The following is a 25312-nucleotide window of genomic DNA, read 5'->3' as shown; positions in this document are numbered from 1 at the left end:
GAGGAGTGGCATCCTCATGGGGACGAGTGGCGTCCTCATGGGCGTCCGTTCACGAGGACAGTCCGTTCACGACGACAGTCCGTTCTGCCCAAGAAGCGGAAGCCCGAAACGTTAGCAAGGACATACTTAATCCGAACCCAGTTGTAACCGAGCCCGTTTACAGGGCTCAAAGGAAGGCGGAAGATCAACCGTATGGCCTCGCAATTCCCGGATTCTGACAATTGGCTCAGCGAACACCGCCCGCCCTCGCTGGTGGGCCGCTTCGCCTACGCGGCGGGCCGGGCCGTTGATCTGGTGGGCGTGCTGATCGTCGGTGGCCTGAGTGCGCTGCTGATCGGTGGGCTGCTGATTTTGCTGCTGATCGAGGCGTCCAGCGGCGTGACCGTCGCCACCGTGCTGATTCTGATCGCTATGGCGGGCGTGCTGCTGGGTTTTCTGGGTTTCCGGCAACGCACCCGGCGCGTGGCGATCGTGCGCGAGGGGCGCCGGGTTGCGGCAGGTCTGGGCAGCTTTGGTCTGGGCAGCGCTGACGTGAATCAGGAGCTGGCCTCGCTGGAAGCCGAACGCATCCAGCGCCTGGCCCACCTGACCCTGCGTTCGGGCGCGGCGCTGAGTTCACCGTTGCGCAGCAGGCTCAACGCCGCCAGCACCGCCACCCGCGACGCGCTGCGCAGCACGGCGGTGGGTGGCGTGCTGACCCGCGAGGCCCACGACGCCCGCCAGGCCGCCGACGATGACCTGCCCGCCGCGCTGGCGACCTACCAGGACCTGCGCGTCACCGGGGCCGCGCTCTCGTACGGCGAGGTGCTGCTCTCCGAGCAACTGGGTCTGATCGAGCGCCGGATGCGGGCCATCAGCGAGGCGCAGGCTGCCGGGCACACCCGCAAGCTGGAGGCCGGGAAGCGCTACCTGAGCGTCAAATACGGCGAGCGCGAGGAAGGGCCGGAATAATTTCGGCGGCGCTGCTGGGGGCGTCCGTCTTCAGAAACCGGGGGGCGCCTGTGGGCTGTACTCGCCTTCTCACCGCGCCCTGGCCGTACAATTACAGCGTGAGTCAATCAACCCAGAAGTCCCCCGCCGACGCCGCGCCCGCGATGACGCGGGTGGTCGTCGCCACCAGCAATCCCGGTAAAGTCAGCGAGTTTCAGGAGGCCCTGTCCGGTTTGGGATGGCAGCTCGAACCCCTGGGCGGCTATCCGCTGCCCGAAGAGACCGGCACCACCTACGAGGAAAATGCCGTCATCAAGGCCGCCGCCGCCGCCATGATGACCGGTCTGCCCGCCCTGGCCGACGACAGCGGCCTGGAAGTCGCCGCCCTGAACGGCGAGCCCGGCGTCTACAGCGCCCGCTTCGGGGACCGCCGGGACGACAACGAGCGCAACCTGTACCTGCTCGAACTGACCCGCCACGCCACGGACCGCCGCGCCAAGTTCGTCAGCGTGCTGGTGCTGGCCTACCCCGACGGCCACATCGAGGAGTACCGGGGCGAGGTCGAGGGCAAGCTGCTCGAAGGCCCGCGTGGCGTGGGCGGTTTCGGCTACGACCCCCTGTTCGAGCTGCCCGACGGGCGCACCCTGGGCGAGCTGAGCGTCCCCGAAAAGCGGGCCGTGAGCCACCGGGGCCGGGCCTTCGCCAAGCTCACCGAAGCCCACAAAGACGGACCGCCCCCACGCCCGACCGGCAGCCGCATCTAAGCGCTACCCAGGCCGCTGCACGTCGGCGAATTTCAGGCGCAAAGCGACGGCGCTGGCCTGGGGCACGATCTCATCGACCTCGCCGCCATACGAGGCGATCTCGCGGACCATGCTGCTGGACACGAAGCTCCAGCGCGTCGCGGCCATGATGAATACGGTTTCTACGTCGCCGAGCTGCCGGTTCAGGTGGGCGATTTGCAACTCGTATTCGTAATCCGAGACCGCCCGCAGGCCGCGCACGATGATGCTGCGGTTTTGCAGCCGCATGTAGTCGACCAGCAGGCCGCTGAAGGTGTCCACGCTGACGTTGCCCAGGTGCCGGGTGGCCTCCTCCAGAATCGCCACGCGCTCCTCCAGACTGAACAGATTGCTGCCGCGTTTGCGGGCGTTGTGCATGACCGTCACCGTCACGTGGTCGAAAATGCGGGCGGCCCGCGTCAGCACGTCCATGTGGCCGCTGGTGATCGGGTCGAAGGAGCCGGGAAACACGGCGTTCATGCCCCGGTTCTCCAGCGATTTGGGCGCCCTGGTCATGACCCGTCGCCTGGGAGGACGCTGGCCTCGTCGGCTTTGTCGGTGTCGGCCCCGTCTGTATCAACCTCGTCTGTATCAACCTCGTCTGGTTCGACAGGCGTAATCAGCGTCAGCACGTTGCTGCCATACACCCGGCGCTCGAAGTCGAAGCCGGGCACGGCCTCCAGCTTGAGCTGCGAGGGGTGCTGGACGATCAGCAGCGTGTCCTGGCCCATCACCCGGCTCTTCAAGATGTGCTTTGTCAGCGCCGCGATGTCCTGGGTGTACGGTGGGTCTGAAAACACGATGTCGTAAGGCGGCAGCGAACTCAGCAGCGCCGAGGTGTCGGCCCGCAGCACCCGTACCCGCAACTCCAGCGCCCGCGCCGACTGCTCCAGCGCGAAGACCGCCCTGGCGTCGTGCTCGACCAAAGTAACGCTGTAGCCCCGGCTGGCCGCCTCCAGCCCGATGGCGCCGCTGCCGCCGTGCAGGTCGATGAACGTGCCCTCCGGACGGCGCGAGTACAGAATGTCGAACATGCTCTTGCGCAGCCGCGCCGTGCTGGGCCGGGCGCTGTCTGGCACGTTCAGCAGGCGTCCCTGCGCCGTGCCGCCGAGAATGCGCACGCTCAAGCGCGGGCCGCCGAAGTGGGAAGGGTCATGCCCAGAGCATAGCGGGGCCGGGCCGAGGAGTGGGGCGGACCGGCGGAGGGGACGATGGTTCTGGCGGAAGCGTTCCCCGTCATGAGGCAGGCGAACCAAAATTTGTCACCCTGAACGCAGCGAAGGGTCTACCGAACCGGACACTTCGCCAAGCTGGATCGATGGGCGTTCCTAACCCGGTGTCCAAGAAAAAGGCGCCAAGACTCACCATCCAGGCGCCTTCGTCCAGCCCCTGCCGACTACGGCTTCGGCACGGCCCAGAAAGCGTCCAGCGCCGCTTTGACCTCCGCCGTCTTCTCGAACTGGGGCAGACCGGCGCTCGGCACGATGCGGGCGGCGGTGACGTTGGGCAGGGCGCCGAATTCGGCCAGGCGCTCGAAGCTCACGAAGCTGTCCTTGTCGTAGATGACCAGCACCGGCTGCGTGACCTTGCTGTAGAGCGTGTCATACGCGCCCGGCGTGAACAGTTGCCCGCTGATGAAGTACAGCGGCGCGTATTTGCCGCCCGGCTGGTTGGAACTCAGACCGCTGTAGGCGACCAGGCCGGGGTCCGGCTCACCCACGAAGCTGCGGCTCAGGAAGTAGCGGATGCTGATGGGGCTGCGGATCAGAGAAAACAGCGGCGTGCCGAAGCGGCTGAGGTTGCCGTAGAGCTTCACGCCGCCGTCGTCGTTGGCCGCCCGCTGCGAGTTGCCGCGTCTCAGGCCCATGCCGGACGGCGAGATCAGCGCCACGGACGCGATGTTCGGCTCGCTGAGGGCCGCCCGCGCCGCGAACTCGGAGCCGAGCGACAGCGCCACCAGGTCTACCGGGGCGCCGATCTTCTGAACCATCGCCGCCAGGGCACGGGTCATCAGCTCCGGGGTGTATTTGATGTCGGGCCGGTCCGAGCTGCCGAAGCCCGGCCATTCCAGCACGTAGACGGGCCGCGTTCCGGCGTAGGCGTCGAAGACCGGTTTCATCTCAAACGCGCTGGCGGCGGCGTTGATGCTGGTGGTCAGCAGCAGCGGGCGCCCCGCGCCGCGTGGATCGACGTAGTACGCCACCGCCCCGAAGCCCGGCAGCCCGAAGTAGCGCCGCTCGGCGTTCACGGCGTTGACCAGGCCGCTCTGGCGCACGGTGGACGCCGGAGCCGGGGCGCTCTGTGTAGTGGTCGTCTGTGTAGTGGTCGTCTGTGCAGTTGTCGTCTGGGCACTCGCTATGCCGATGACCACGCTCAGCGCGATCGCAAAAACGACCATCAGCAGGCCGTTGGGGAGCACTGATCTGGATTTTCGCCGCTTGACCTGCCGCGCTTTGGGTTGTGCCATTTCTGAAGTCTACGGGTCAGCTCAGCGCCGGGCCGTAGCCAAAGCTTCAGAGTGTAGGCGGGGCACGGTCTTGGGACGGTTTGAATCGGGCGAGACGACGTCTGGACCTGAAAACCGGTCATCCGTCAGTGGTCATCCTGAACTGAGTGAAGGATCTCGTCGTTCGGGCCGCGCTCCGCATCTTCATCTCACTCGCCCTGCGTATACCTGGCGTACTCCTCCAGCAGCGTCCAGGCCGCGCCGCTTTCCAGAATCTGCCCCGCGAGTTCGACGCCGCCGCGTAGGTCGCCCGCCTTGCCCGCCAGGTACAGCCCGGCGCCCGCGTTCAGGGCCACGATGTCGCGCTGAGCCGCCGTCCCGCCGCCCTGAAGCACCTTCTTCGTGATGGCCGCATTCTCCAGGGCGTCACCACCCACCAGCGAGGCCAAGGGCGATTCCCGCAGGCCCACGTCTTCCGGCGTGATGCTGTAGTCGCGCACCTGACCGTCCTTGAGTTCGCTGATCTGCGTCGGCCCGCTGACGGTCAGTTCGTCCAGCCCCTCGCCCGACACGACCAGCGCCGCCGCAGAGCCCAGCAGCCGCAGCACCTCCGCCAGCGTGCGTGTCAGGGCCGGACTGTAGACACCCACGACCTGATGCGTCGCCCCGGCAGGGTTGCTGATCGGGCCGAGCAGGTTGAACGCCGTGCGCGAGGCCAGTTCGGTCCGCACCGGGGCGGCGTGGCGCAGCGCCGGGTGGTAGTTGCGGGCGAACATGAAGCCCACGCCCAGCTCGTCGATGGCCTGGGCGGCGCGTTCCGGCGGCGCGTCCAGATTGACGCCCAGCGCTTCGAGCACGTCGGCGCTTCCGGCGCGGGCACTGGCGGCCCGGTTGCCGTGTTTGGCGACGGCCACCCCGCCCGCCGCGATGACGAAGGCGGCGGTGGTGGAAATGTTGAAGGTGTTGGCCCCGTCGCCCCCGGTGCCCGCCGTGTCGAGCAGCACCGCCCTGGGCGTGACCGGCACCCGCACGGCGTGGCGGCGCATCGACTGGGCGAAACCGGCGATTTCCTCTGGCGTCTCGCCCCGCACCCGGAGTGCGGCCAGCGCGGCAGACAGCCGGGTAGCGCTCACGTCCCCGCCCATCACCTCGTCCATGAAACTCGCCGCCTCGGCCTGGCTCAGCCGCTCGCCGTTCATCAGCCGGGCGTGGATCACGGCTGCCTCGCCTTGTGCGCCTGCACTTCGTTCAGGAAGTTGCGAATCATAACCTTGCCGTCCTGGGTGGCGATGCTTTCCGGATGAAATTGGACCCCGAACACCGGGTAATCGCGGTGGCGCAGCGCCATCAGGATGGATTGCTCGCCCTCCGGCGTCTGGTCGGTGGTCCAGGCGGTGGCGATCAGTTCGGGTGGCAGGTCTTCCACGATCAGCGAATGGTAGCGGGTGACGGTGGCCTCGCCGCCCAGTCCGGCAAAAATCGTCTGCCCATCGTGCTGGACGCGGCTGGTCTTGCCGTGTACCGGCACCGGAGCACGCCTGACGGTGGCCCCGAACGCCTCCCCGATGCTCTGGTGCCCCAGGCAGACACCCAGCAGCGGGTAAAGTGGCGCGAAGGTCCGGATCACGTCCACGCTCAACCCGGCCTCGTTCGGCGTACAGGGGCCAGGCGAGACGACAATGGCATCCGGATTCAGTTTCTCGACATCATCCAACGTAAACGCATCATTGCGCCAGATGGTCAACTCACAGCCCTGTTCACCAAAGTATTGAACCAGGTTGTAGGTGAAGGAGTCGTAGTTGTCGATGATGAGAATGTGAACGGGGAGGTTCGCTCGTTGGGAAGTAGGAAGTAGGAAGTGGGAAGTGGGAACAGATGAAGAGGTATCGGTCATTTCTGGGCCTCCTGGTACTTGATGTAGCTGGAGAGTCGACGGATAAGACTCTCAATGGCGGATACGGCTGGTTCAAGCTGAGCATCGGTGCTGATGCCGAGAAAACCGACGAGCGAGAGCAAGGTGTGGAGTTCATAGGCGGAGCCGAGTGAAATTCTGGTGAATCGGGCAATCTCTCCTGGCGAGCCCCGACCTAGCCCCTCCGCCAGATTTGCTGGGATGGAGACTGCTGCCCGCCGAACCTGACTGATCAGGCCATATTTCTCTGTGTCGGGCCAGTCGTTGCTCAACTGATACAAAACCTTGACGAGCCGCATACCGTCTTGCCAAACGCCCAGTTCTTGCACCCGGCGCGGCCCGCCACCAGCACCTGGCGTCGTTCCCACTTCCTACTTCCCACTCCCCACTTCCCGATTCACAGCCCCCCCGCCGCCCGCTCCGCCGCCCGCATGAGTGCAGCAGCTTTACTTCGCGTCTCCAACTCTTCAGTCTGTGGGACTGAATCTGCGACAATCCCCGCTCCGGCTTGGATATGCACCTTCCCACCCGTCACGACCATTGTTCTGAGCGTCAGTGCCATGTCTAAACTGCCGTCGAAGGCGATGTAGCCGAAGGCGCCCCCATACGGCCCACGCCTCACCGGCTCCACCTCGTCGATAATCTCCATCGCCCGGATTTTCGGTGCCCCCGACACCGTGCCCATCGGTAGGGCGCTCGCCAGTGCGTGCAGCGGCGTCTGACCCTCGCGCAATGTCGCCCGCACCCCCGACACGATGTGCATGACGTGGCTGTAGCGCTCGATGGTAAACGCCTCCTCGACGACCACGCTGCCGTATTCGGCCACCCGGCCCAGGTCGTTGCGGCCCAGGTCGACCAGCATCAGGTGCTCGGCGCGTTCCTTCTCGTCGGCCAGCAGCTCGCTGGCCAGGGCCTCGTCTTCTTCCGGCGTCTTGCCGCGTGGGCGCGTTCCGGCGATCGGGCGGGTCACGATGCTGTGCCCGTCGCTGCGCAGCAGGCTTTCGGGGCTGCTCGCCACCAGCGTGAGGTCGCCCAGGTTCAGGAAGCCCAGATACGGGCTGGGATTGATGCCCCGCAGCGCCCGGTACAGCGCGAACGGCTCGACGGTCAGCTCGGCGCTGAATCTCTGTGACGGCACCACCTGAAACACGTCCCCGGCACGGACGTACTCGATGCAGCGCGACACGGCGGCCTCGTAACCCTCCGGCGTGAAGTTGCTCGTAAAGTGCATCGGCGCGGCTGGATGGCGCCCCGGCACCTGTGGCAGCGGCCCGCGCAGCTCGGTTTCCAGGCGCTGCACCACGGCCTGCGCCTCGCTCTGAGTCTCCGAGACGGCCACCGCGTACAGTCGGTGCCGCAGATGGTCGAAGATCACGATGCCTTCGGGCACGATAAACAAGGCGTCGGGCACCTTCAACTCGTCGGGGTTGCCGTCGGGCAACTTCTCGTACACCCGGATCAGGTCGTAGGCCGCGTAGCCCACCGCGCCGCCGAAAAACGGGGGCGCGGCGTCGAACTTCTCGGCGGGCAGGTTCACGGGCCGCAGCACCCGGCTGTAGAGCACGTCCAGCGGGTCGTTCGTCTCGAAGGTCTGCGCCTCGCCTGCCACGCTCAGCACGCCGCTCAGCGTTGCCGTGCGTCCGCGCAGGGTGAATCTGCCCACCTCACCCACGCCGATAAACGAATACCGCGCCTGGCGCTCGCCGCCCTCCACACTTTCGAGCAGAAAACTCAGGTCTTTGGCGCCGTTCGTGACTTTCAAATACGCGCTGACCGGCGTGTCGAGATCGGCGTTCAGCTCGCGAACTTCGGTGAAGGTGGGGGGCTTGGAGGTTGGCTGTGTGGGCATTGGGGCTCCTTAAATGGGGAGTAGGAAGTGGGAAGTGGGAAAAGATGAAGGGTCGTGCCTACTTCCCACTTCCCTCTGCCCACTTCCAAAAAAACGCGCCCGGAACACGGGGTTCCTGGGCGCGGCGACGGGTCGGCAGCGTGGAGGTCACCCAGGGATTTCGGGCCACCACCAGCACTGCACGGGGCGCTGCTTCATGGGTGCAGCATAGGGCAAAGGGGGCGGCGAGGTAAAGCGCTTGTTCAAAGTGTTCGTTCAAAGTGCTTGTTCACCCGGCGCCGGTTATGCCCGATAATCGGACGCATCGTGACGCAACTCGTTCATACGCCCGAAGAACTCCGCGCCGCGCTGGGTGGGCAACCCTCGCTGGGCCTGGTGCCGACGATGGGCTACCTGCACGCCGGGCACGGCCACCTGATCCGCACCGCCCGCGCCGAGAACGCCCAGGTGGTGCTGAGTTTATTTGTCAACCCGCTGCAATTCGGCCCCAGCGAGGATTTCGCCGCCTATCCCCGCGACATCGGGCGCGACCTGAAACTCGCCGACGAGTTCGGGGTAGACGTGGTGTTCGCGCCGGAAGTCGGCACCATCTACCCGCCCGGCTTCGTCACGCGGGTCAGCGTGCCGGGCGTCTCGGAGGGCTTCGACGGCACCTTCCGGCCCGGACACTTCACGGGTGTGGCGACGGTGGTGCTCAAGCTGCTGAACATCGTGCGGCCCAGGCGGGCTTACTTTGGTGAAAAGGACTGGCAGCAGCTCAGCGTGGTGCGGCGGCTGGTGAGCGACCTCAATGTGGAGGTGCAGATCGTCGGCGTACCCACCGTGCGCTCGGCGCTGCCGGGCGAGGAGGGGCTGGCCCTGAGCAGCCGCAACAGCTTTTTCACCGCTGCGCAGCGCTCCAGGGCCGCCGTGCTCTCGCGCTCACTCCGGGCCGTGCAGGCCGACTACGCCGCCGGGGAAACGAGCGTGCGCCGGATGCTGGCGGCGGGCAACGCCGTGCTGGCCACGGAGGCCGAGCTGAAACTCGATTATTTGAGCCTGGTCGACAGTGACATGAATGACAGAGGCGCCGAGGATAGTAGAATGATGAGTGCCCAACAAGCCAGCCAACAAGCCAGTGAGTTCCGTCTGCTGATCGCGGCCCGGCTGTTCGGGGTGCGCCTCATCGACAACATGCCGCTTATTCCAACCGAGGTCCGTATGGCAGGTGCCCACTTATGAATCTGGATGAACTGCTCAAGCAGATGCTCGCCCGCCGCGTCAGCGACGTTCACCTTCAGGCGGGCAGTCCGCCCACGGGCCGCATCGACGGCCACCTGATCCACTTCGGCACCCAGATTCTGATGCCGCCCGACACCCAGGCGCTGGCCCAGAACATCCTGTCCGCCGACCAGTGGGAGGACTTCGAGTACCGCAACGAACTCGACACCGCCTACAGCCTGTCGGGCCTGGGGCGCTTTCGCTGCAACATCTTCCGGCAGCGCGGCGCGGTGGGCATCGTCATGCGGGTGGTGGGCGACTCGATTCCCAGCTTCGAGGCCCTGGGCCTGCCCGTCGACGTGATGCGCCGCTTCGCCGAGACCTCGCGCGGCCTGATCCTGGTGACCGGCCCCACCGGATCGGGCAAGTCCACCACGATGGCCAGCCTGGTCGATTACATCAACCGCAGCTTCGCGCACAACATCATCACCATCGAAGACCCCATCGAGATTTTGCACCGCAACCAGCGCAGCATCGTGGCCCAGCGCGAGATCGGCTCTGACACCCGCGATTTCCGCACGGCCCTGAAATACGCCATGCGCCAGGACCCCGACGTGATCCTGATCGGCGAGATGCGCGACAAGGAGACGGTGGAGGCCGCCCTGACCGCCGCCCAGACCGGCCACCTGGTCATGTCCACGCTGCACACCCTCGACTCGACGCGCACCATCAGCCGCATCATCGACTTTTTCCCGCCCTACGAGCGCGACCAGATTCGGGTGCTGCTGGCCGAGTCGCTGGTCGGCATCATCAGCCAGCGTCTGCTGCGCCGCGCCGACGGTGTGGGCCGCGTGCTGGGCAGCGAAATCCTGCTCAACACCCCTTTGATCGCCGAGTACATCCGCGACGAGGACCGCACCCACGAGATCAAGGACGCCTTGATCGAGGACAACATCCGTGGCATGCACACCTTCGATCAGAACCTGGTCGATCTGTACAAACACGGCCTGATCTCCATGGACGAGGCGATGGACACCGCGACGAGTCCGAATGAACTCAAGTTGATGGTGACACGGGCGGGGATTCGGTAGGGGGGAGTGGGTAGTGGTGAGTAGGGAGTGGGGAAAGATGAAGAGCCTGAATTCAGGTTGAGTTTGGCAGACTTTGGGTGTGATCTAGGACAGATCAAGCTGAAGTGAGCGGGTGTCAGAAATTGGCGTCCGCTCTCGCATGGTCCGGTCAAGCGTCGCTCATCTGTTCCCACTTCCCACTCCCCACAACCCCTGCTACCCTACTCCCCATGACCGGCTTATCCGACACCATCGCCGCCATTGCCACCGCGCCGGGCAGCGCCGGGGTGGGCATCGTGCGCGTGTCCGGGCCAGAAGCGCTGCGCGTGGCGGACGCGGTGTTGCGGGGGCGCCAGACGCCCAGCCAGGTCGGCGGGGGCCGCTTCCTGTACGGCCAATTTCTCGGCGCCGACGCCGAACTGATCGACGAGGGCCTGTGTCTGGTGTTTCGCTCGCCGCACAGCTACACCGGCGAACACGTCGCTGAACTCCAGTCGCATGGCAGCCCGGCGGTGCTCGCGCGGCTGCTCGCCCGCGTGCTGGAACTCGGCGCCAGGGCGGCCCGGCCCGGTGAGTTCACCCTCCGCGCCTACCTGGCCGGGCGACTCGATCTGACCCAGGCCGAAGCCGTGCTGAATCTGGTGCAGGCCCAGACCGAGGCGGGGCGCAAACAGGCGGCGCTGGGTCTGAGCGGCGCCCTGAGCGCACGAATCGAGCGGGTCAGCCTGGACGTGACCCGGACCCTGGCCGCCGTTCAGGCCATGCTCGATTACCCGGAGGAGGGCGTGCCGGACGAGCAGCGGGAAGTACCGCTGGGCCGCGCCGCCGATGAACTCGCCGCGCTGCTGGCCACCGCCCGCGCCGGGCAACTCTCGACCCGTGGCGCCCGCCTGGCGCTGCTGGGGCGGCCCAACGCCGGGAAATCCAGCCTGCTGAACGCTCTACTGGGCTATGAGCGCAGCATCGTGACCCCGACGCCCGGCACCACCCGCGACTACCTCGAAGCCCACCTGGAGCTGGCCGGGGTGCCGGTCACGCTGCTCGATACGGCGGGCCTGCGCGAGACCACCGACGAGACCGAGGCGGCGGGCGTGCGCCACTCGCGCTCGCTGGGTCAGAACGCCGACCTGGTGCTGCTGCTCGAAGACGGCGCCTTGCCCCGCGAGCCGCTGGAGCTGCCCGGCGACGTGCCGACCATTCTCATTCAGACCAAAACCGACCTGGGCAGCGTCTGGCACGATCCGCAGGCCATCGGCGTCAGCGCCCTGACCGGCGACGGTCTGAGCGACCTGCGCGGGGCCGTCCGCGCCGCCCTGCTCGGCGACGTGGCCCGCAGCGAGGCCTGGCTGACCACCGAGCGCCAGGCCGACGCCGCCCGCCGGGCTCTGGCGCACATCGAGGCCGCCCGGAAGCTGCCCGACGACCTGGCTAGCCTGGAACTCGAAGACGCCCTCGTGGCTCTGGCTGAGCTGACCGGGCGCGACGTGTCCGAAGACGTGATAGACGCGGTATTTCGCAATTTTTGCGTGGGCAAGTAGGGGAGTCGAGGGACTGGCTCCGCGTCACTAGAATATATACAACGAGACGGAGATAGATAGGCAGCGGGCATGCAGGTGTCTGAAGACCTTGATCGCCGCATTCCACTCATTGCTCGCGGCGTTCATTGAGCCCTCCTGAACCTGGCGTCCAGCCGCCCGGTTTGACGCTCAGTTCTCCCTGCCACTCAGTTCTCCCTGCCGCTCAGTTCTCTTTGCCGCTGAGTCTCCGGCAGCCCTGCTGGCCGCTGACCATCAGCGCCTCGGCCTCGGCACTGGAGGGCCAGGGGCCGATGAGCTGCACGTCACGGGGCACGAACAGCGTCGAGCTGCTCAGGCGGTAGGTGCCGCCGCGTGCGCTGGCCCGCACCACGCAGGCGGCGTCCAGGCCACCCAGCGCCACGGTGGCGGTGTTCTCGGCGCCCGCCGCATCACGCCAGCCCAGCCCCCGGTTCCTGACTTGCGGATCGAAGCCCACCAGCGCCGCCTGGGCGCTTTGCTGACTCAGCAGCGCCGCCGTGACGGCGACCAGCACCGGCAGCAGCGCCGCGAACAGCCACAGCGTCAATGGACGCACCGAGCCGGGCCGCAGCAGCAGCCCCAGCAACGCCAGCGCCATCAGCGCCGTGATGAGCAGATACAGGGAGGTCATGGCGCTGATGGTATCCCGCCCGGACGTGACCGCAGCGAACCCAGCAGCCACCGGAGGTAAAAGCGGACGTACATTGGCCTCGGCTCCGGCCAGGCCCGGAAACGGGCGTCGTAGACCACCGCCCGGTGCCACAGTGCCAGCGTCTCGGCGCTGTCCAGTTCGGTGTGGGCGCCGGGAATCCCCAGAGTGCTGAGATACACGTCGGCCAGGCGGGCGCGGAGGTCGGGCACCGCCGCCGAAATCGGCCAGGTCCGGTCTGCCGAATGGGAGAACAGCCAGCCGATATCGGTGAATGGATGCGCCACGCCCGCTTCACTCCAGTCGAACCAGCGGGCCTGTTGACCGTCCCACAAGGCGTTCATCCCGTGGCTGTCGCCGTGGACCGGGCCGTCTGGGAGTCCCAGGGCGCTTACCAGCCGGTGTTGCCGCCTCAACTCCGGCAGGGCGGCGGCCAGCTCTTTGATATTGGCGTCACTCAGCCCCCAGCCGCTCAAGGCCGCCTCATCGCGCAGCAGCGCCTCGCCCCGCTCCGGCAGGTCTGCAAAGCGGTGATGCGCCGCGTCCGGCACGCCCGCCGAGCGGTGATACTTCGCCAGCAACGCCGCCGCCCCGGTCCAGGCCCGCCACTCGCCCACCTTCTCCAGCGTCTGCCCACCGCTGCGAGTGATGATCTCGCCGCGCTCCAGGTCGGTGCTCAACACGGCTGGAAGCCATCTCGGTTGCGTGGCCCACAGCGCCGCCGTGACGGCTGCCTCGCGCCCGGCGCCGACTTTCAGAAACACCTGCGCTGCCTCCTCGCCCACGCTCAGCACCGCGCCGAGGTCGGAGGTGCTGATGAGCCGGGCCGAACCCGTCGCCGAATGTGCTCCCAACCGCGCCCAGGCGCCCGCGAACCAGCCGGGCCGTTGCCAGGGCCGGGCGTCCGGAAGCGGTAGTGGCGGCTCATTCGTCCACATCCAGCCGGGCGGCAGCGCCTTCGAGCGGGCCTCGAAGCTCAACAGTGCATTCCGGGCGCCGAACATCAGCCCGCCGTCATGCAGCAAGTCGGCGTTCAGGCCCAGCGCGGCGCTAAGTTGCCAGGGGGCGCGGTGAATGTCGCCCAGCACCATCTCTCGCCAGGCGAAGCGGCGCTGCCCAGGATGATATACGGCGACGCGCACGGCGACGGAACTCACCCGTCCAGCTCACGTGAAACGCCGCCGCTGGCCCGCCCCAACCACCCCTGCTTCAAAACGTGGCTTTCGGCTTGCCCTTCCAGGCCAGGCGCATGCGCTGACCGATACGCTTGTGCAGCCTGGGAGCGTACTTCTTGCTGAAATCCAGCGTCGCCATCTCGCTGCCCACGTCGTGCCCGTATTTCTGGCTCAGGAAGTAGCGGTGATCCATCACCCACAGGTACAGGTCGGCCTCGGTGCGGCCCGGAAAACGGTGCATCACGTCGTGGGCCTCGATGCTGTCCACGATGCGCGAATACAGGCGCCGGTACCAGCTCTCGGCGGCCTCTTCCCAGGTGACAGGCCGCTCCCGGCCCGGCTTGAGATCGAGGTAGTAGCGCCGGGCGTTGATGTGCTCGATCAGCTTGGCGTAGCGTCCCGGCTTGGAGAACATGATTTCGCGGTGGCCCGGTGAGACCTCGCTGAGGCTGGTCGAGCGCAGAAACTGGGCGTACTCGCCTTTGATAATCATGTCTTTGAGGGTGTCGCCCGCTTCCGGCGCTACGGTCACCTGCAACTCGATGACGTAGGCGTCGATGTAGAACTGGCCCAGCCGCCGCGCCACGCTGACCCGGTGGTTGCCGTCCTTGACGAAATACAGCTCGCCGACCTTGTAGACCTCGATGGGCGGCAGCTCCTTGCCTTCGAGCTGGGCGGCGCGTACCCCCACCCAGCGGTCATCGAGGTGAGACTCTTTGGGCAGGTAGTAGCGGTCGAATTCCTTGTACCGGTCCACCGAGCCGATGATGTGGTCGACCGGAATCGACTGCAAGCCGCGCTGAAATTCGCCTTCGGGCGAGAGGTGACGCACCCAGTCAAAGGGCGTGAGCTGGTTGTCCATGCCGCGCAGCACGCTGAGGAAATCGTGGACATCGGCCAGCAGCCGGGCACGCTCGACCTCGCCTCTGGCCTGATTGGTGGTTTGGACATAGGCGCACATACAACTCCTGCGGCGACCAGTGACGGGGCGGTCCAATAACGGGGGGGTCCAGTAACGGGGCGGTCCAGCGACGGGGCGGTGAGGGAGAGGGTCGCCTTGCCCTCCAGTCTACCCCAGGCCACCGACGGAAGAATGACCCGGCGCGGTGAGGCCGGAGTCAGCCGCCGGACTGGCTGGATAGACTCCGGATGTGGCGCGTGCCGCGCGGCGCTGGCAAGCCTGCTCGGAGGCGTTGCTGGCGAGGTCGCTGAGGAAACCGGAGCTGCGGACGCTCACGGCCCGGTATCCCGCCAGTCCTGATAAACTCCCCACCTATGGATCTCAAGGCCCAACTCAAACTCGCCGTGGAGCAGGCCGCCGCCGCCCTCGTACCCAATGCAGGAGCCGCGCCCCATACTCCACTTCCCGAAGTGGTCATTCAGGAGACGCCCCCGAACAAGCCCGGCGACTACGGCACGCCCGCCGCCTTCGCGCTGGCCAAGGCGCTGGGCCAGAATCCAGCGCAACTCGCCAGTACCCTGGCCCAGACCGTCGTCCTCCCGCGCGGCGTCGCCCGCGCCCAGACGGCAGGCCCCTTCCTGAACTTCTTCGTGGACGCGCCCGCCTTCGTGCAGGGCGTGGTGAGCGACCCGGCCACGCCGCAGCAAGCCGAAACCGAGACGACTGGCGGCAAGGTCGTCATCGAGCACACCTCGGTCAACCCCAACAAGGAACTGCACGTCGGGCACGTCCGCAACGTCGTGCTGGGCGACAGCATGGGCCGCATCTTCCGCGCCGCCGGGCATCAGGTCGAGATCCACAACTACATCGACGACACCGGGCGCCAGGCCGCCGAGTCGCTGTTCGCCGTGCGGCACTATAACCTCGTCTGGGACGGCGCGGTGAAGTACGATCAGTTCATGGGCGAGGGCTACGTGCGCCTCAACGCCGACCCCGCAAAACCAGGTCTGGAAGAGGGCATCTCCGCCATGCTCCACCGCCTTGAGGCCGGGGAACTCAGAGGCGAGGTCGAGCAGATCGTCAAGGCCCACCTGGACACCTGTTTTCGTCTGGGCGCCCGCTACGACCTGCTCAACTGGGAATCCGACGTGGTGGGCGGCGGCCTGCTGAGTCAGGCCATGACCATCCTGGAGGCCAGCCCGTTCACCGCCCGCCCCACCGAGGGCAAATTCGCCGGGGCCTTGGTGATGGACGTCTCCTCCTTCATGCCCAACCTGGAAGAGAACAACGTCGTGCTGATGCGGACCGGGGGCACGGCCATGTACACCGCCAAGGACATCGGCTACCAGTTCTGGAAGTTCGGGCTGCTGGAGGGCATGAAATTCAGGCCCTTCCAGACCGACCCTGGCGGACACGAAGTCTGGACCTCGGCCCCCGACGGCCAACCCGACACCGAGCGGCGCTTCGGTCACGCCGCAGAAGTTATCAACGTGATCGACTCGCGCCAGGAGCACCCCCAGAAGGTCGTGAGGGCCAGCCTGGGCGTGGCAGGGCACCCCGCCGAGGAGGCCCGCAGCATCCACCTCTCCTACGCCTTCGTCACCTACGAGGGCCAGACCATCTCCGGGCGCAAGGGCATCGGGGTCAGCGCCGACGCCGTGCTGGACGAAGCGCAGACGCTGGTCACCGAGCTGATGAACAGCCTCAAGCCGGACATCATCGGCACCGAGGAGGGCCGCGAGATCGTGCGCCGGATCGCGGTGGGGGCGGTGCGCTTCGCCATGCTCAAGGCCGAGCCGACCCGCCAGATCGACTTTCGCTGGGACCAGGCGCTGGCCCTGACCGGCGACACCGCGCCGTATGTCCAGTACGCGGCGGTGCGGGCGGGCAACATTCTCAAGAAAGCCGCCGAGGCCGGGTACGCCACAGACGGCAGCGGCGCCGACTGGTCGCAGGTCACCGAACTCGATCTGACGCTGGCCAAAGCCGTCGCCCGTTTTCCCGAAGCCGTCGCCGCCTCGGTGCGGATCCACAGCCCGCATGTGGTCGCCCAGTACTCGCTCGATCTGGCCAGCGCCTTCAACGGCTGGTACAACGCCAAGACGCCGGAAGGCAGGCCCGCCACCAACGTTCTTGCCAGCGCCCCCGGCCTGCGTGAAGCGAGGTTGGCGCTGGTGGGTCGTCTGCAACGCGCCTTCGTCCAGACGCTCGATCTGATCGGCATCGAGGTGCCGAGCGCGATGTGACGAAGAGCGATTTGAGCCTACGTGAAGGGGGGCAAGAAAGCTGAGACGCCGCCCCCGAAGCTACGGCCACCAGCTCTCGACGGCCAAAACCTCACGCAGTTTGGGTCAGTCGTGCAGCTTCATATCCAAGCCCAGACTCGAACTCTTCGACACCGAATTTCCCCCGACGCTGACGTTCTCGTCCACCGATGCGTCGCTGGGATCGGTGCCCTGCTCCCCCTTGGCGCCCCGGCCAGCGACGGAATGCATCTTGGCGGCCTCGCTGCTCGACAACTGCTCGGTGTCGGCGGTCATTTCGGGCTGCTCGGCGGGCTGGTCGCTCTTGGCACTGTCATTTCGGGTCATGGGTCAAGTCTAGAAACCCGCGTCGCCCGGCTGTCCCGAACGCCTTTATTCGGCGCCCCTTCAACCTCTACCCAGCCTTCATACTACTCGTGTTCAAGCTGTACGTGGCCCCAGTCCCTGCACCAGCAGCCGGACCAGGGCGCTCGCCAGGTCGGGGCGGCCCACCTGCACCGGGCTCTCGGCGAACTCGGAGAGCAGGCCCATGAAGGCCCAGGCGCTGAAACCCGGTGCGTGCGGCGCAAATTCCCCGCGTTCGATGCCCGCGCTCATGACCGCTTCCACCGGGGCGTACATCCGGCTCAGAAAAATCTGCCCGATGCGTCCGGCGTGCTCCGGGGCCAGAAAGCGCAGGGTGTCGCGCAGCATCCGCTCGGTGTGGCGCCGCTGCGAGAACATCCAGTCGGCCAGCGCCTCAAGCTGCCCGGTGGCCGTCGGCGCCGAGGCGATGGCCTGGGCCATGCCCGCCGCGTCGCGCTCGATCATCCGCTCGGCCACGCCCAAGAACAGCGCCTCCTTGGTGGGAAAGTGGTGGTAGAGGCTGGCCTTGCTAATACCCACGCCCTTGGCCACGTCGCTCATCGAGGCCGCCACGTAGCCGTGCGATTCCAGCAGCACCTCGGCCATGTCGAGGGCTCGCCCGGCGGTAGCCTGCTCACCTCCCTGCCTCAAGGGACGCCCGGCGCCGCGCCTGAAAGCAGGTTCCGTTCCGGTCATGTCCGCGATTCCCATTCGGCCTGAGTATAGACGCCCACTGTGAGCCCTCTGAAGCCGGTCACGTCGTAATCTACCGAGCGGTCGGTAGATTATGTCCACTGAAATTTTTGGCGGAGAGAACCCTCATCATGTCTGAATACCTCGCGGAGTGACCGGAATCGTTGCGAGCGCCGACACTCGCCTCAGCCGCCCTGTTTCAGACTGTCGCGTTCGCTCAGGTTCAGACTGTCGCGCTCGCTCAGGACACGCTGGCCCGGCGCCTCCTCATCTGGTCGCAGCGCTGGAACCGGTGCTTGCCTCACCCCCTCGGCGCCGTAGACCGCCAGTCCGGCCAGAATGCCCCAGAACGCCGCGCCGACGTGCAGAAAACTCACCCCCGAAAGCGTCACCACCACGACCACGGCGGCGGCCAGGTTGCTGCCAGCGGGCCTGAAGGCCGTTTGCAGCGAACTGCTCATGGCGCCCAGCAGGGCCAGCCCGGCCAGCGCGGCGGCGGCCTCGGCGGGCAGCAGGGCCAGCAGGCCCAGGAAGGTGCCCGCGAATAGCCCGAAGGCGATGTAGAACACCCCAGCCCAGACGGCAGCCGCGTAGCGCCGCGCCGGGTCGGGGTGCGCCTCCGGCCCGCTGACGATGTTGGCCAGCAGCGCCGCCAGCGTCAGGTTATGCACGCCGAACAGCGCCGCGAAGGCCGCCACGCCCCCGGTCAGCCGCACGATGGGCGCAGGCCGGGGCAGATAGCCGTTGACCTTGAGGATTGCGAAGCCCGGCAGATACTGGCCGGTGAAGGCCAGCAAGGTGAGCGGCAGGCTGATGCTGACGACGCTGCTCAGCGAGAACTCCGGCATGGTCAGAACCCAGGGCGTCAGCCCCAGCGGCACGGCGGCGCTGTGCGTCAGGCCCAAGGCCAGGCTGAAGACCACACCCGCGAAGAGTGCCCCGGTCACCGCCCACAGCGGCGCGAATTTCCGCAGCGCGAAGTAGCCCAGCACCATCATCCCGACCAGCAGCGGCTGGGTGCCCATGCCCGTGACCAGATGAAAGCCGAACGGCAGCAAGATGGCCGCGTTCAGCGCCGCCGCCAGGTGCCCCGGAATGCGCTGCACCAGGCCGAGCCACTTCTCAGAACTGCTCAGCATGACCACCAGCAGGTTCGAGACGATAAAGGCGCCCACCGCTTCCGGGAACGGTACGCCGATCAGCGCCGTCGCCAGGTAAGCCAGCCCCGGCGTGGACCAGGTGATGATGATCGGCACACGCGTGCGCAGACTCAGGAGGATACCGACCACGCCGCACAGCACCATGTCGGCGGCCACCCAGGAGAGCACCACCGCCTGCGGCAACCCCGCCGCCCTCGCCGCCGCGTAGATCAGCACGGTGGGGCCTGCCAGCCCGACCAGAATGGCGATCAGGCCGCTGAGGACCGTCTGCGGCGAGGAGTCCTGCCAGAACGTCGGGCGCTGGCCAGCCGAAGGTGGGAGGGGCGGGAGTGTCAAGAGGTGGACCTCATACGGCTCAGTCTGGACCCGAACTGGACTGCTTTCCAGGGTCAATCTGTGTACAGGTGGACTGGTCCAGTCCGGCACGACTTTGCTAAAGTGGCTTATATGGCACCGGTCCAGCCCTCGTCCGATCCGCTCAAATGGGCGGCGCTGCTCGCCGACTGGCGCTTGGGCAACGGCGCCCTGTACCGGCAGCTTGCCCGCACCGTCCAGAATCACATTCGCAGCGGTCACCTCGCTCCCTGGGAACGCCTGCCCGCCGAGCGCACGCTGGCCGCGCAACTGGGCGTCAGCCGCAGCACGGTGGTCGCCGCCTACGACGAGCTGGTCAGCGGGGGCTGGACCGTCCGGCAGCGCGGCAGCGGCAGCCGGGTGGCCCGCAGCGCCCCGCGCACCGCCACGCTGCTGACCCTGCGCAGCCCCCCCTCCGCCGGTGGGGTGATCGGCGAGATCGACCTGACGATTGCCGTGCCGTACCTGTCGCCCTCCCACCAGCAGCGGCTCCAGGCGGCCTCGGCCCACGCCTTTACGCAGTCCCAGTACCACCCGCCCGGCCTGCCGGAGCTGCGCGCTTACCTGGCGCAGATGTACAGCGCCCAGGGTTTGCCGACCACTTACGAGCAGGTGATCGTCACCAGCGGCGCCCAGCAGGCCATCTCGCTGGTCGCCACGGCCCTGCTGCGGCCCGGCGACGTGGTGGTCATGGAAACGCCGACCTACTTCGGCGCCATCGACGTATTCCGGGCTGCCGGGGCCGAGCTGTGCGGCGTGCCGGTGGGTGAGCGCGGCGTGGATCCCGACGTCTTCGCCGCCGCGCTGCGTTTCTCCCCCCGGCTGGCTTTCCTGACGCCCAGCTTTCAGAATCCCACCGGCCTGGTGATGCCCGCCCGTGCCCGCCAGCGCGTCGCCCGGCTGGTGGCTGACCACAGGCTGCCGCTGATCGAGGACGATTCCCTGATCGACCTGACCTTCTCGGAAGACGGTCTGCCGCCCCGGCTGGCGCAGTACGAGCCCGGCGCCCAGATTCTGAACGTCGGCTCGCTCAGCAAGGTTTTCTGGGCCGGGCTGCGCGTCGGCTGGCTGCGGATGCCGCATACGCTATGCGCCCAGCTCACCCAGCACAAGACCCTGGCCGACTTCGGCTCCTCGCTGCCCGGTCAGGCGATGGCCCTGGCGCTGCTGCGCGACCTGGGCAGCATTCGCCGCGAGCGCCGCGCGGCGCTGAGCCCGGAGCGCGACCGGCTGGCGAGCCTGCTGAGCACCCACCTGCCCAACTGGCGATTTACCATCCCGTCCGGCGGTCAGTTCCTGTGGCTGACGCTGCCCACCGAGCAGGCCACCGCCTACACGCATCTGGCCCGGCGCCACGGGGTGCGCCTGTTTCCCGGCGCCGCCATGAGCGTCGGCGCGGCGCCCGACAACACCTTGCGCCTGCCCTTCACCCTGCCCCCGGAGCAGCTCGAAGAAGCCGTGCTGCGCCTGGCGCGGGCCTGGGCCGAGTTCGTGGAGAGGGTGCCGGTGGAGCGGCTGGCGTGAGGGCGCTATGCGCCGGGCTTGTGGCGCGTGGCTTGTGGGAAGGGTATGAGCTGGTGCTCACTTCCCCTCACCCCGCTGCTGCGCAGCGCCCCTCTCCCAGAGATAGAGGGGTCAGAAATTCGCGCCCAGTAAGCGTTTTTGACTGAAGTAAACCACTCCCCTCCAGCGAGGTCAGTTATGGGCAGATGCGGCGCACGGGCGCCCTACGGAAGCGGCCACGATGTGGAGAACGCGGCGAAAGATAGTGCGGCTGGCACGAATGGGAAGTACCATCCTCAGCGGAGCGCCAACTCCCTCGCCCCACCGGGGCGGGGGCGTCTTGTTCAGAACGGCACCTATCGGGCCTTCTTGGCCAGAACGGACTGTCGTCGTGAACGGAGCGGGCAGGCGTCCCCAGGGGCGTCCGTTCTGCCCAAGAACGCGCCTGGGCACGCCACTCCTCCCCATGAGGACGCCTGGCCGCTGCCCGCTGGGGGGTGGGGGTGCATTCGCATCAGCGACGCGCTAAAGCCTAACAACGCCGCGTCCCCGCCAACACCAAAACCAACTGCACAGACGTAAAGCCACAGCCATCAACGCGAACGCCTGACAACGCCGCGCCACCGCCCCAGTCCCATCAACAACCAATCAGTCCACCACCGCCCCGCTCGCCTCCAGTTTCTCCAGGTACGCCGTGCCCCCCTCCACCGCCGCGCTGAAGCCCGCAGCCTCCCCGAACACCAGCGTCTCCGCCAGGGTCTCGGATTGCAGGTACTCCTGCCACGCCTGCGCCGCCTCACGGGCCAGACCTGTCAGCGACAGGTGCAGCGAGATTCGGTCCTGCACCTCGAAGCCTGCCTTCTTGCGGGCGTCCTGCACGCCGCGCACCAGGTCACGGGCCAGGCCCTCCAGTTCCAGCTCGCGGCTCAGCGTGGTGTCGAAGGCCACCAGGTAGCCGCCCTCCTCGCTGGCCGCGAAGCCCTCCGGCGACTGGGCGTCGACCAGCACCTCGTCCGGCCCCAGCTCGAAGCGGTCCTCGCCGTGCGTCACCTCGAACTGCCGTCCATCGCGCACGGCGCGGGCGACCTCGGCGGCGTCGGCGGCGCTCAATGCAGCCCGGACCTGCGGCACCGCCTTACCGAACTTCTTGCCCAGCAGCGGCAGGTTGGGGCGCAGCGCATAGCGCACCAGCTCGGCGTACTGATCGAGAAGCTGGACTTCCTTGACGTTCAACTCTTCTTTGATTTGCTCCTCGAACCGCCCCAATGCGGCAGTCATCTCGCTCGAACGAGCCCGAAGCAGCACGCGGGGCAGCGGCTGGCGCTGGCGTATCCCGGTCTGAGCCCGCACGGCCCGGCCCAGCGACACCAGCCGCAGCACCGCGTCCATCTCCCCGACCAGAGAAGGGGCGCTCAACGCCGCGTCCATCACCGGCCAGTGTGAGAGGTGGACACTTTCGGGCGCATCAGGTTCCACATTCCGCACCAGATTCTGATACAGCGTCTCGGCCAGGAACGGTGTGAACGGCGCCGTCAGCAGCGTCACCGTCTTCAGCGCGGCGTGCAGCGTGGCGTAGGCGCTGGTGTCCACCTTTCCGTCGCCCGACCAGAAGCGGCGGCGGTTGCGCCTCACGTACCAGTTGCTCAGGTCCTCGGTGACGAATTCCTGGATGGCCCGGCTCGATCCGGTGGGATCGTAATGCTCCAGCCGCTCGGTGACGGTGCCGATCAGGGTTTGCAGCTTCGCCATCAGCCAGCGGTCCACTTCCGGGCGCTCGGCAACCGGGGGCGCCGCGCTGAGGTCCGGTTTGTCCAGATTGGCGTACAGCACGAAGAAACTGTAGGTGTTCCACAGCGTCAGGAAGTAGCTGCGAAACGCCTCGCCCACCAGGTTCATGCCGAAGCGGCGGCTGAGTTCCGGCGGCGCCGAGACGTACATGTACCAGCGGGCCGCGTCGGCGCCGAAGCTGTTGAAAACTTCCCAGGGGTCGACGATGTTGCCCCTGCTCTTGCTCATCTTCAGGCCCTTCTCGTCCAGGATGTGCCCGGAGCAGATCACCGACTTGTACGCCACCGAGTCGAAGACCATCGCGGCGATCTGGTGCAGCGAGTTGAACCAGCCCCGCGTCTGGTCGATGGCCTCGGCGATGAAGTCGGCGGGAAAGCCGCCCTGCTCGAAGGTTTCTTTGTTCTCGAACGGGTAGTGGTGCTGGGCGAAGGGCATGCTGCCGGAGTCGTACCAGACGTCCATCACGTAGGGCACGCGCTTGAAGGTCTTGCCGCCCCTGGTGAAGGTCAGCTCGTCCACGCCGCCCGGTACGCCCCGGTGCGGATCGAAGTCGGCGCCTTGCACATGCGCCTTGCCGGTCAGCTCGGCCAGCTCGGCAAAGCTGCTCACCACCACGTACTCGCCGTCCTCGGCTTCCCAGATCGGCAGCGGCGTGCCCCAGTAGCGGCTCCTGCTGAGGTTCCAGTCCAGAAGGTTGTCCAGCCAGCCGCCGTAGCGCCCGTTTTTGATGTGCGGCGGGTGCCAGTCGATACTTTGATTGAGTTCGATCAGCCGCTCTTTGAGACTGGTGTTGCTCAGATACCAGCTCTCGGTGGCGTAGTACATCAGCGGCGTGCCGCAGCGCCAGCAGTGCGGGTAGGAGTGGACAAACGTGGTATCGCGCCACAGGTGGCCCCTGGCACGCAGATCACGGATGACCGGAGTACTGGCGTCTTTGAAAAACAGGTCTTTCCACGGACCGAAGCGGTGTTTGCCCTCCGGGTCCACACCGACCACCACCGGGAAATCGTATCTCAGGCCCACCCGCAGGTCGTCTTCACCGAAGGCAGGTGAGTTGGGCACGATACCACTGCCGTCGGTATCGGTGACGTAGCCGTCAAGCCCGGCAAACCAGACGGGCTTACCCTCGCCCTCGGCGTCGTAGCCCTCCCGGTATAGCGGTAGGTACGGTACTCGTTCCAGCTCCCGCGCCTGGAAACTCTTCACGACCAGAGCGTCTTCACCAAACAGGCTGGTTTTCAGGCGTTCGGCCACGATCAGCACCTTGCCGCCCTGCGGGTCTTTCACGGCCACATATTCGAAATCTGGGTTGAGCGTGATCCCGGCGTTGTACGGCACCGTCCAGGGCGTCGTGGTCCAGAACATAAAGGCGCTCCCGGCGGGCAGGCCCAGGGCGTCCGGATCGGCCAGATCAAGCGTGATGTACACGCTCGGATCCTGAATATCCCTGTAGCCCTCGCTGACCTCGGCGTTGCTGAGCGTCGTGCCGTCGCGGGGGCAGTACGGCGCGACCCGGAAGCCCTTGTAGAGCAGCCCCTTTTTCTGCAACTCGCCCACGCTCCACCACACCGACTCGATGTAGCTGGCGTTGAGCGTCATGTACGGATCGTCCAGATTGACCCAGTAGCCCATCCGCTCGGTGAACTTGCGCCACTCGCCCTCGTAGATAAAAACACTCTGGCGGCACTCGGCGTTGAATTTGTCGATGCCGTAGGCCTCCACCTCGCGCTTGGAATTCAGGCCGAGTTTTTTCTCCACGCCCAGCTCGACCGGCAGCCCGTGCGTGTCCCAGCCCGCCTTGCGCGGCACATGGTAGCCCTGCATGGTCCTGAAGCGCGGAAACAGGTCCTTGAAACTCCGCGCCTGGACGTGGTGGATGCCCGGCTGCCCGTTGGCGGTGGGCGGCCCCTCGTAGAAGGTGTAGCGCGGCCCGCCCTCGGTTTGCTTCAGGCTCCGCTCGAAAATCTGCTTGTCTTGCCACCAGGCGAGGGTCTGCTCCTCCAGCGCGGGGAAGTTCGGACTGGGCTGCACCGGGTTGAACATCGTCGTTTTCGGTTCGCTCGTCATGCTTTGCTCCAAGAATATATACAAGAAGTGATGGGGTAAGTGCAGGCCACACGCCCTAATCCACGATAAACAGCCTCGCCCCGCCCACCGTACTCGACCGATGCGCCTCGGCCCCGTCCGCCACCTGATAGCTCATGCCCGGCGTCAGCGTCACTGTTTGCCCGTCATCTAGCTCAGTCATCAACTCACCCTCCAGCACGAACAGGATGTGCCCCTTACTGCACCAGTGATCGGCGAGATAACCCGGCGAATACTCGACCTGCCTGACCCGGATCTCCCCAAAGTGGCGGGTTCGCCACGTCGCCTGCCCGTGCTCGCCTGGATGGAGTGTCGCCTCCACAGCGGCCCAGTCGGTCACGCTGAAGGGAATGTCGGTCATCTTCATACGCTCTCCCTGTTGCCGGGGAGCGCCAAAAACGCCCCAGCAAACCGTCTGCTGGGACGCCAAAAAGTCTTAGCGTGGTGCCACCCAACTTCATCAGGGGAGTCCCTGACCTCGCTGCGGCCCTCTGCCGGGGGGTGTCCGGGGCGGTCTAGTCAGCTAAACAGCGCAGCTTTTCTTCGCCCGGCGCGGGAGGTGATGTTCGGCTGGGGTGCTCGCTGCCGGGCTTCCACCGCCCCCGACTCGCTGCTTGCCGCCTGCCCCGCTTACTGTCCCCGCGTTCGCC

Annotated in this window: 22 protein-coding genes; 7 read left to right on the top strand and 15 right to left on the bottom strand. The window is 66.7% G+C overall.

What is annotated here, in order from left to right:
- Positions 1-192 precede the first annotated feature (192 nt).
- Both Q0R23_RS07335 and rdgB read left to right on the top strand, forming a co-directional pair.
- Positions 193-951, top strand: a complete 759-nt coding sequence (locus tag Q0R23_RS07335; protein ID WP_293911793.1) for a hypothetical protein — start codon at positions 193-195, stop codon at positions 949-951.
- 143 nt (positions 952-1094) lie between these two features.
- Positions 1095-1694 carry an RdgB/HAM1 family non-canonical purine NTP pyrophosphatase gene (rdgB, locus tag Q0R23_RS07330; RefSeq protein ID WP_293911797.1) on the top strand — a complete coding sequence of 200 codons (600 nt, stop codon included), beginning with the start codon at positions 1095-1097 and terminating at the stop codon, positions 1692-1694.
- 3 nt (positions 1695-1697) lie between these two features.
- Here rdgB and coaD read toward each other — a convergent pair whose 3' ends face one another.
- The 7 genes from coaD to trpE all read right to left on the bottom strand — a co-directional run bounded on the left by coaD (position 1698) and on the right by trpE (position 7919).
- Entirely contained in the window at positions 1698-2192 is a 495-nt protein-coding gene (coaD, locus tag Q0R23_RS07325) for a pantetheine-phosphate adenylyltransferase (protein ID WP_293911796.1), read from the bottom strand.
- Positions 2193-2224: 32 nt separating this feature from the next.
- Positions 2225-2833, bottom strand: a complete 609-nt coding sequence (locus Q0R23_RS07320; RefSeq protein WP_366520400.1) for an RsmD family RNA methyltransferase — start codon at positions 2831-2833, stop codon at positions 2225-2227.
- Between the two features lie 275 nt (positions 2834-3108).
- The gene (locus tag Q0R23_RS07315) at positions 3109-4179 is read right to left on the bottom strand and encodes an alpha/beta fold hydrolase (protein ID WP_293911791.1); all 1071 of its coding nucleotides are present in this window, start codon (positions 4177-4179) and stop codon (positions 3109-3111) included.
- A 188-nt stretch (positions 4180-4367) separates the two neighbouring features.
- Positions 4368-5357, bottom strand: coding sequence for an anthranilate phosphoribosyltransferase (gene trpD, locus Q0R23_RS07310; RefSeq protein ID WP_293911795.1), 990 nt, complete (start codon positions 5355-5357; stop codon positions 4368-4370).
- A gap of 14 nt (positions 5358-5371) precedes the next feature.
- Positions 5372-6052 (bottom strand): aminodeoxychorismate/anthranilate synthase component II, encoded by a 681-nt coding sequence (locus Q0R23_RS07305; protein ID WP_293911790.1) that lies wholly within the window; start codon positions 6050-6052, stop codon positions 5372-5374.
- Entirely contained in the window at positions 6049-6438 is a 390-nt protein-coding gene (locus tag Q0R23_RS07300) for a four helix bundle protein (RefSeq protein WP_293911789.1), read from the bottom strand. The genes Q0R23_RS07305 and Q0R23_RS07300 overlap by 4 nt, the downstream gene beginning before the upstream one ends.
- A gap of 29 nt (positions 6439-6467) precedes the next feature.
- A complete protein-coding gene (trpE, locus tag Q0R23_RS07295; protein ID WP_293911788.1) occupies positions 6468-7919 on the bottom strand; it encodes an anthranilate synthase component I in 1452 nt (483 codons plus the stop codon).
- Positions 7920-8225: 306 nt separating this feature from the next.
- Here trpE and panC point away from each other — a divergent pair, with 306 nt between their 5' ends.
- The 3 genes from panC to mnmE all read left to right on the top strand — a co-directional run bounded on the left by panC (position 8226) and on the right by mnmE (position 11727).
- Positions 8226-9140 carry a pantoate--beta-alanine ligase gene (gene panC, locus Q0R23_RS07290; protein ID WP_293911787.1) on the top strand — a complete coding sequence of 305 codons (915 nt, stop codon included), beginning with the start codon at positions 8226-8228 and terminating at the stop codon, positions 9138-9140.
- Positions 9137-10210 carry a PilT/PilU family type 4a pilus ATPase gene (locus Q0R23_RS07285; protein WP_293911786.1) on the top strand — a complete coding sequence of 358 codons (1074 nt, stop codon included), beginning with the start codon at positions 9137-9139 and terminating at the stop codon, positions 10208-10210. Before panC ends, Q0R23_RS07285 begins: the two co-directional genes overlap by 4 nt.
- Before the next feature lie 209 nt (positions 10211-10419).
- Complete coding sequence (gene mnmE, locus Q0R23_RS07280) at positions 10420-11727, top strand: tRNA uridine-5-carboxymethylaminomethyl(34) synthesis GTPase MnmE (RefSeq protein ID WP_293911785.1); 1308 nt, start codon at positions 10420-10422, stop codon at positions 11725-11727.
- A gap of 202 nt (positions 11728-11929) precedes the next feature.
- Here the strand turns inward: mnmE and Q0R23_RS07275 are convergent, their stop codons facing one another.
- Genes Q0R23_RS07275 through Q0R23_RS07265 form a run of 3 tightly spaced genes read right to left on the bottom strand, consistent with a single transcriptional unit; the run spans position 11930 to position 14530 of the window.
- Positions 11930-12376 (bottom strand): hypothetical protein, encoded by a 447-nt coding sequence (locus Q0R23_RS07275; RefSeq protein ID WP_293911784.1) that lies wholly within the window; start codon positions 12374-12376, stop codon positions 11930-11932.
- Positions 12373-13551 carry a phosphotransferase gene (locus Q0R23_RS07270; protein ID WP_293911783.1) on the bottom strand — a complete coding sequence of 393 codons (1179 nt, stop codon included), beginning with the start codon at positions 13549-13551 and terminating at the stop codon, positions 12373-12375. Before Q0R23_RS07270 ends, Q0R23_RS07275 begins: the two co-directional genes overlap by 4 nt.
- 52 nt (positions 13552-13603) lie before the next feature.
- Entirely contained in the window at positions 13604-14530 is a 927-nt protein-coding gene (locus tag Q0R23_RS07265) for a DUF4032 domain-containing protein (RefSeq protein WP_293911782.1), read from the bottom strand.
- 314 nt (positions 14531-14844) lie between these two features.
- Between Q0R23_RS07265 and Q0R23_RS07260 the strand changes: the two genes are divergently transcribed.
- Positions 14845-16716 carry an arginine--tRNA ligase gene (locus tag Q0R23_RS07260; protein WP_293911781.1) on the top strand — a complete coding sequence of 624 codons (1872 nt, stop codon included), beginning with the start codon at positions 14845-14847 and terminating at the stop codon, positions 16714-16716.
- A 105-nt stretch (positions 16717-16821) separates the two neighbouring features.
- Here Q0R23_RS07260 and Q0R23_RS07255 read toward each other — a convergent pair whose 3' ends face one another.
- The 3 genes from Q0R23_RS07255 to Q0R23_RS07245 all read right to left on the bottom strand — a co-directional run bounded on the left by Q0R23_RS07255 (position 16822) and on the right by Q0R23_RS07245 (position 19268).
- Positions 16822-17061, bottom strand: a complete 240-nt coding sequence (locus tag Q0R23_RS07255) for a hypothetical protein (RefSeq protein WP_293911780.1) — start codon at positions 17059-17061, stop codon at positions 16822-16824.
- A 93-nt stretch (positions 17062-17154) separates the two neighbouring features.
- Positions 17155-17790: a TetR/AcrR family transcriptional regulator gene (locus Q0R23_RS07250; RefSeq protein ID WP_293911779.1), complete on the bottom strand. Its 636-nt coding sequence runs from the start codon at positions 17788-17790 to the stop codon at positions 17155-17157.
- Between the two features lie 167 nt (positions 17791-17957).
- Complete coding sequence (locus Q0R23_RS07245) at positions 17958-19268, bottom strand: benzoate/H(+) symporter BenE family transporter (RefSeq protein WP_293911778.1); 1311 nt, start codon at positions 19266-19268, stop codon at positions 17958-17960.
- A 111-nt stretch (positions 19269-19379) separates the two neighbouring features.
- Here Q0R23_RS07245 and Q0R23_RS07240 point away from each other — a divergent pair, with 111 nt between their 5' ends.
- Entirely contained in the window at positions 19380-20810 is a 1431-nt protein-coding gene (locus Q0R23_RS07240) for a PLP-dependent aminotransferase family protein (protein WP_293911777.1), read from the top strand.
- Between the two features lie 627 nt (positions 20811-21437).
- Here the strand turns inward: Q0R23_RS07240 and ileS are convergent.
- Entirely contained in the window at positions 21438-24644 is a 3207-nt protein-coding gene (gene ileS, locus Q0R23_RS07235) for an isoleucine--tRNA ligase (protein WP_293911776.1), read from the bottom strand.
- 55 nt (positions 24645-24699) lie between these two features.
- Positions 24700-25029: a DHCW motif cupin fold protein gene (locus Q0R23_RS07230; RefSeq protein WP_293911775.1), complete on the bottom strand. Its 330-nt coding sequence runs from the start codon at positions 25027-25029 to the stop codon at positions 24700-24702.
- Positions 25030-25312 lie beyond the last annotated feature (283 nt).

The organism is Deinococcus sp., from assembly GCF_025362455.1.
In the GTDB taxonomy this organism is placed as follows: Bacteria; Deinococcota; Deinococci; order Deinococcales; family Deinococcaceae; genus Deinococcus.
Note: the sequence above shows the minus strand (reverse complement) of the source record. Positions and strands in the feature narration are given on the sequence as shown.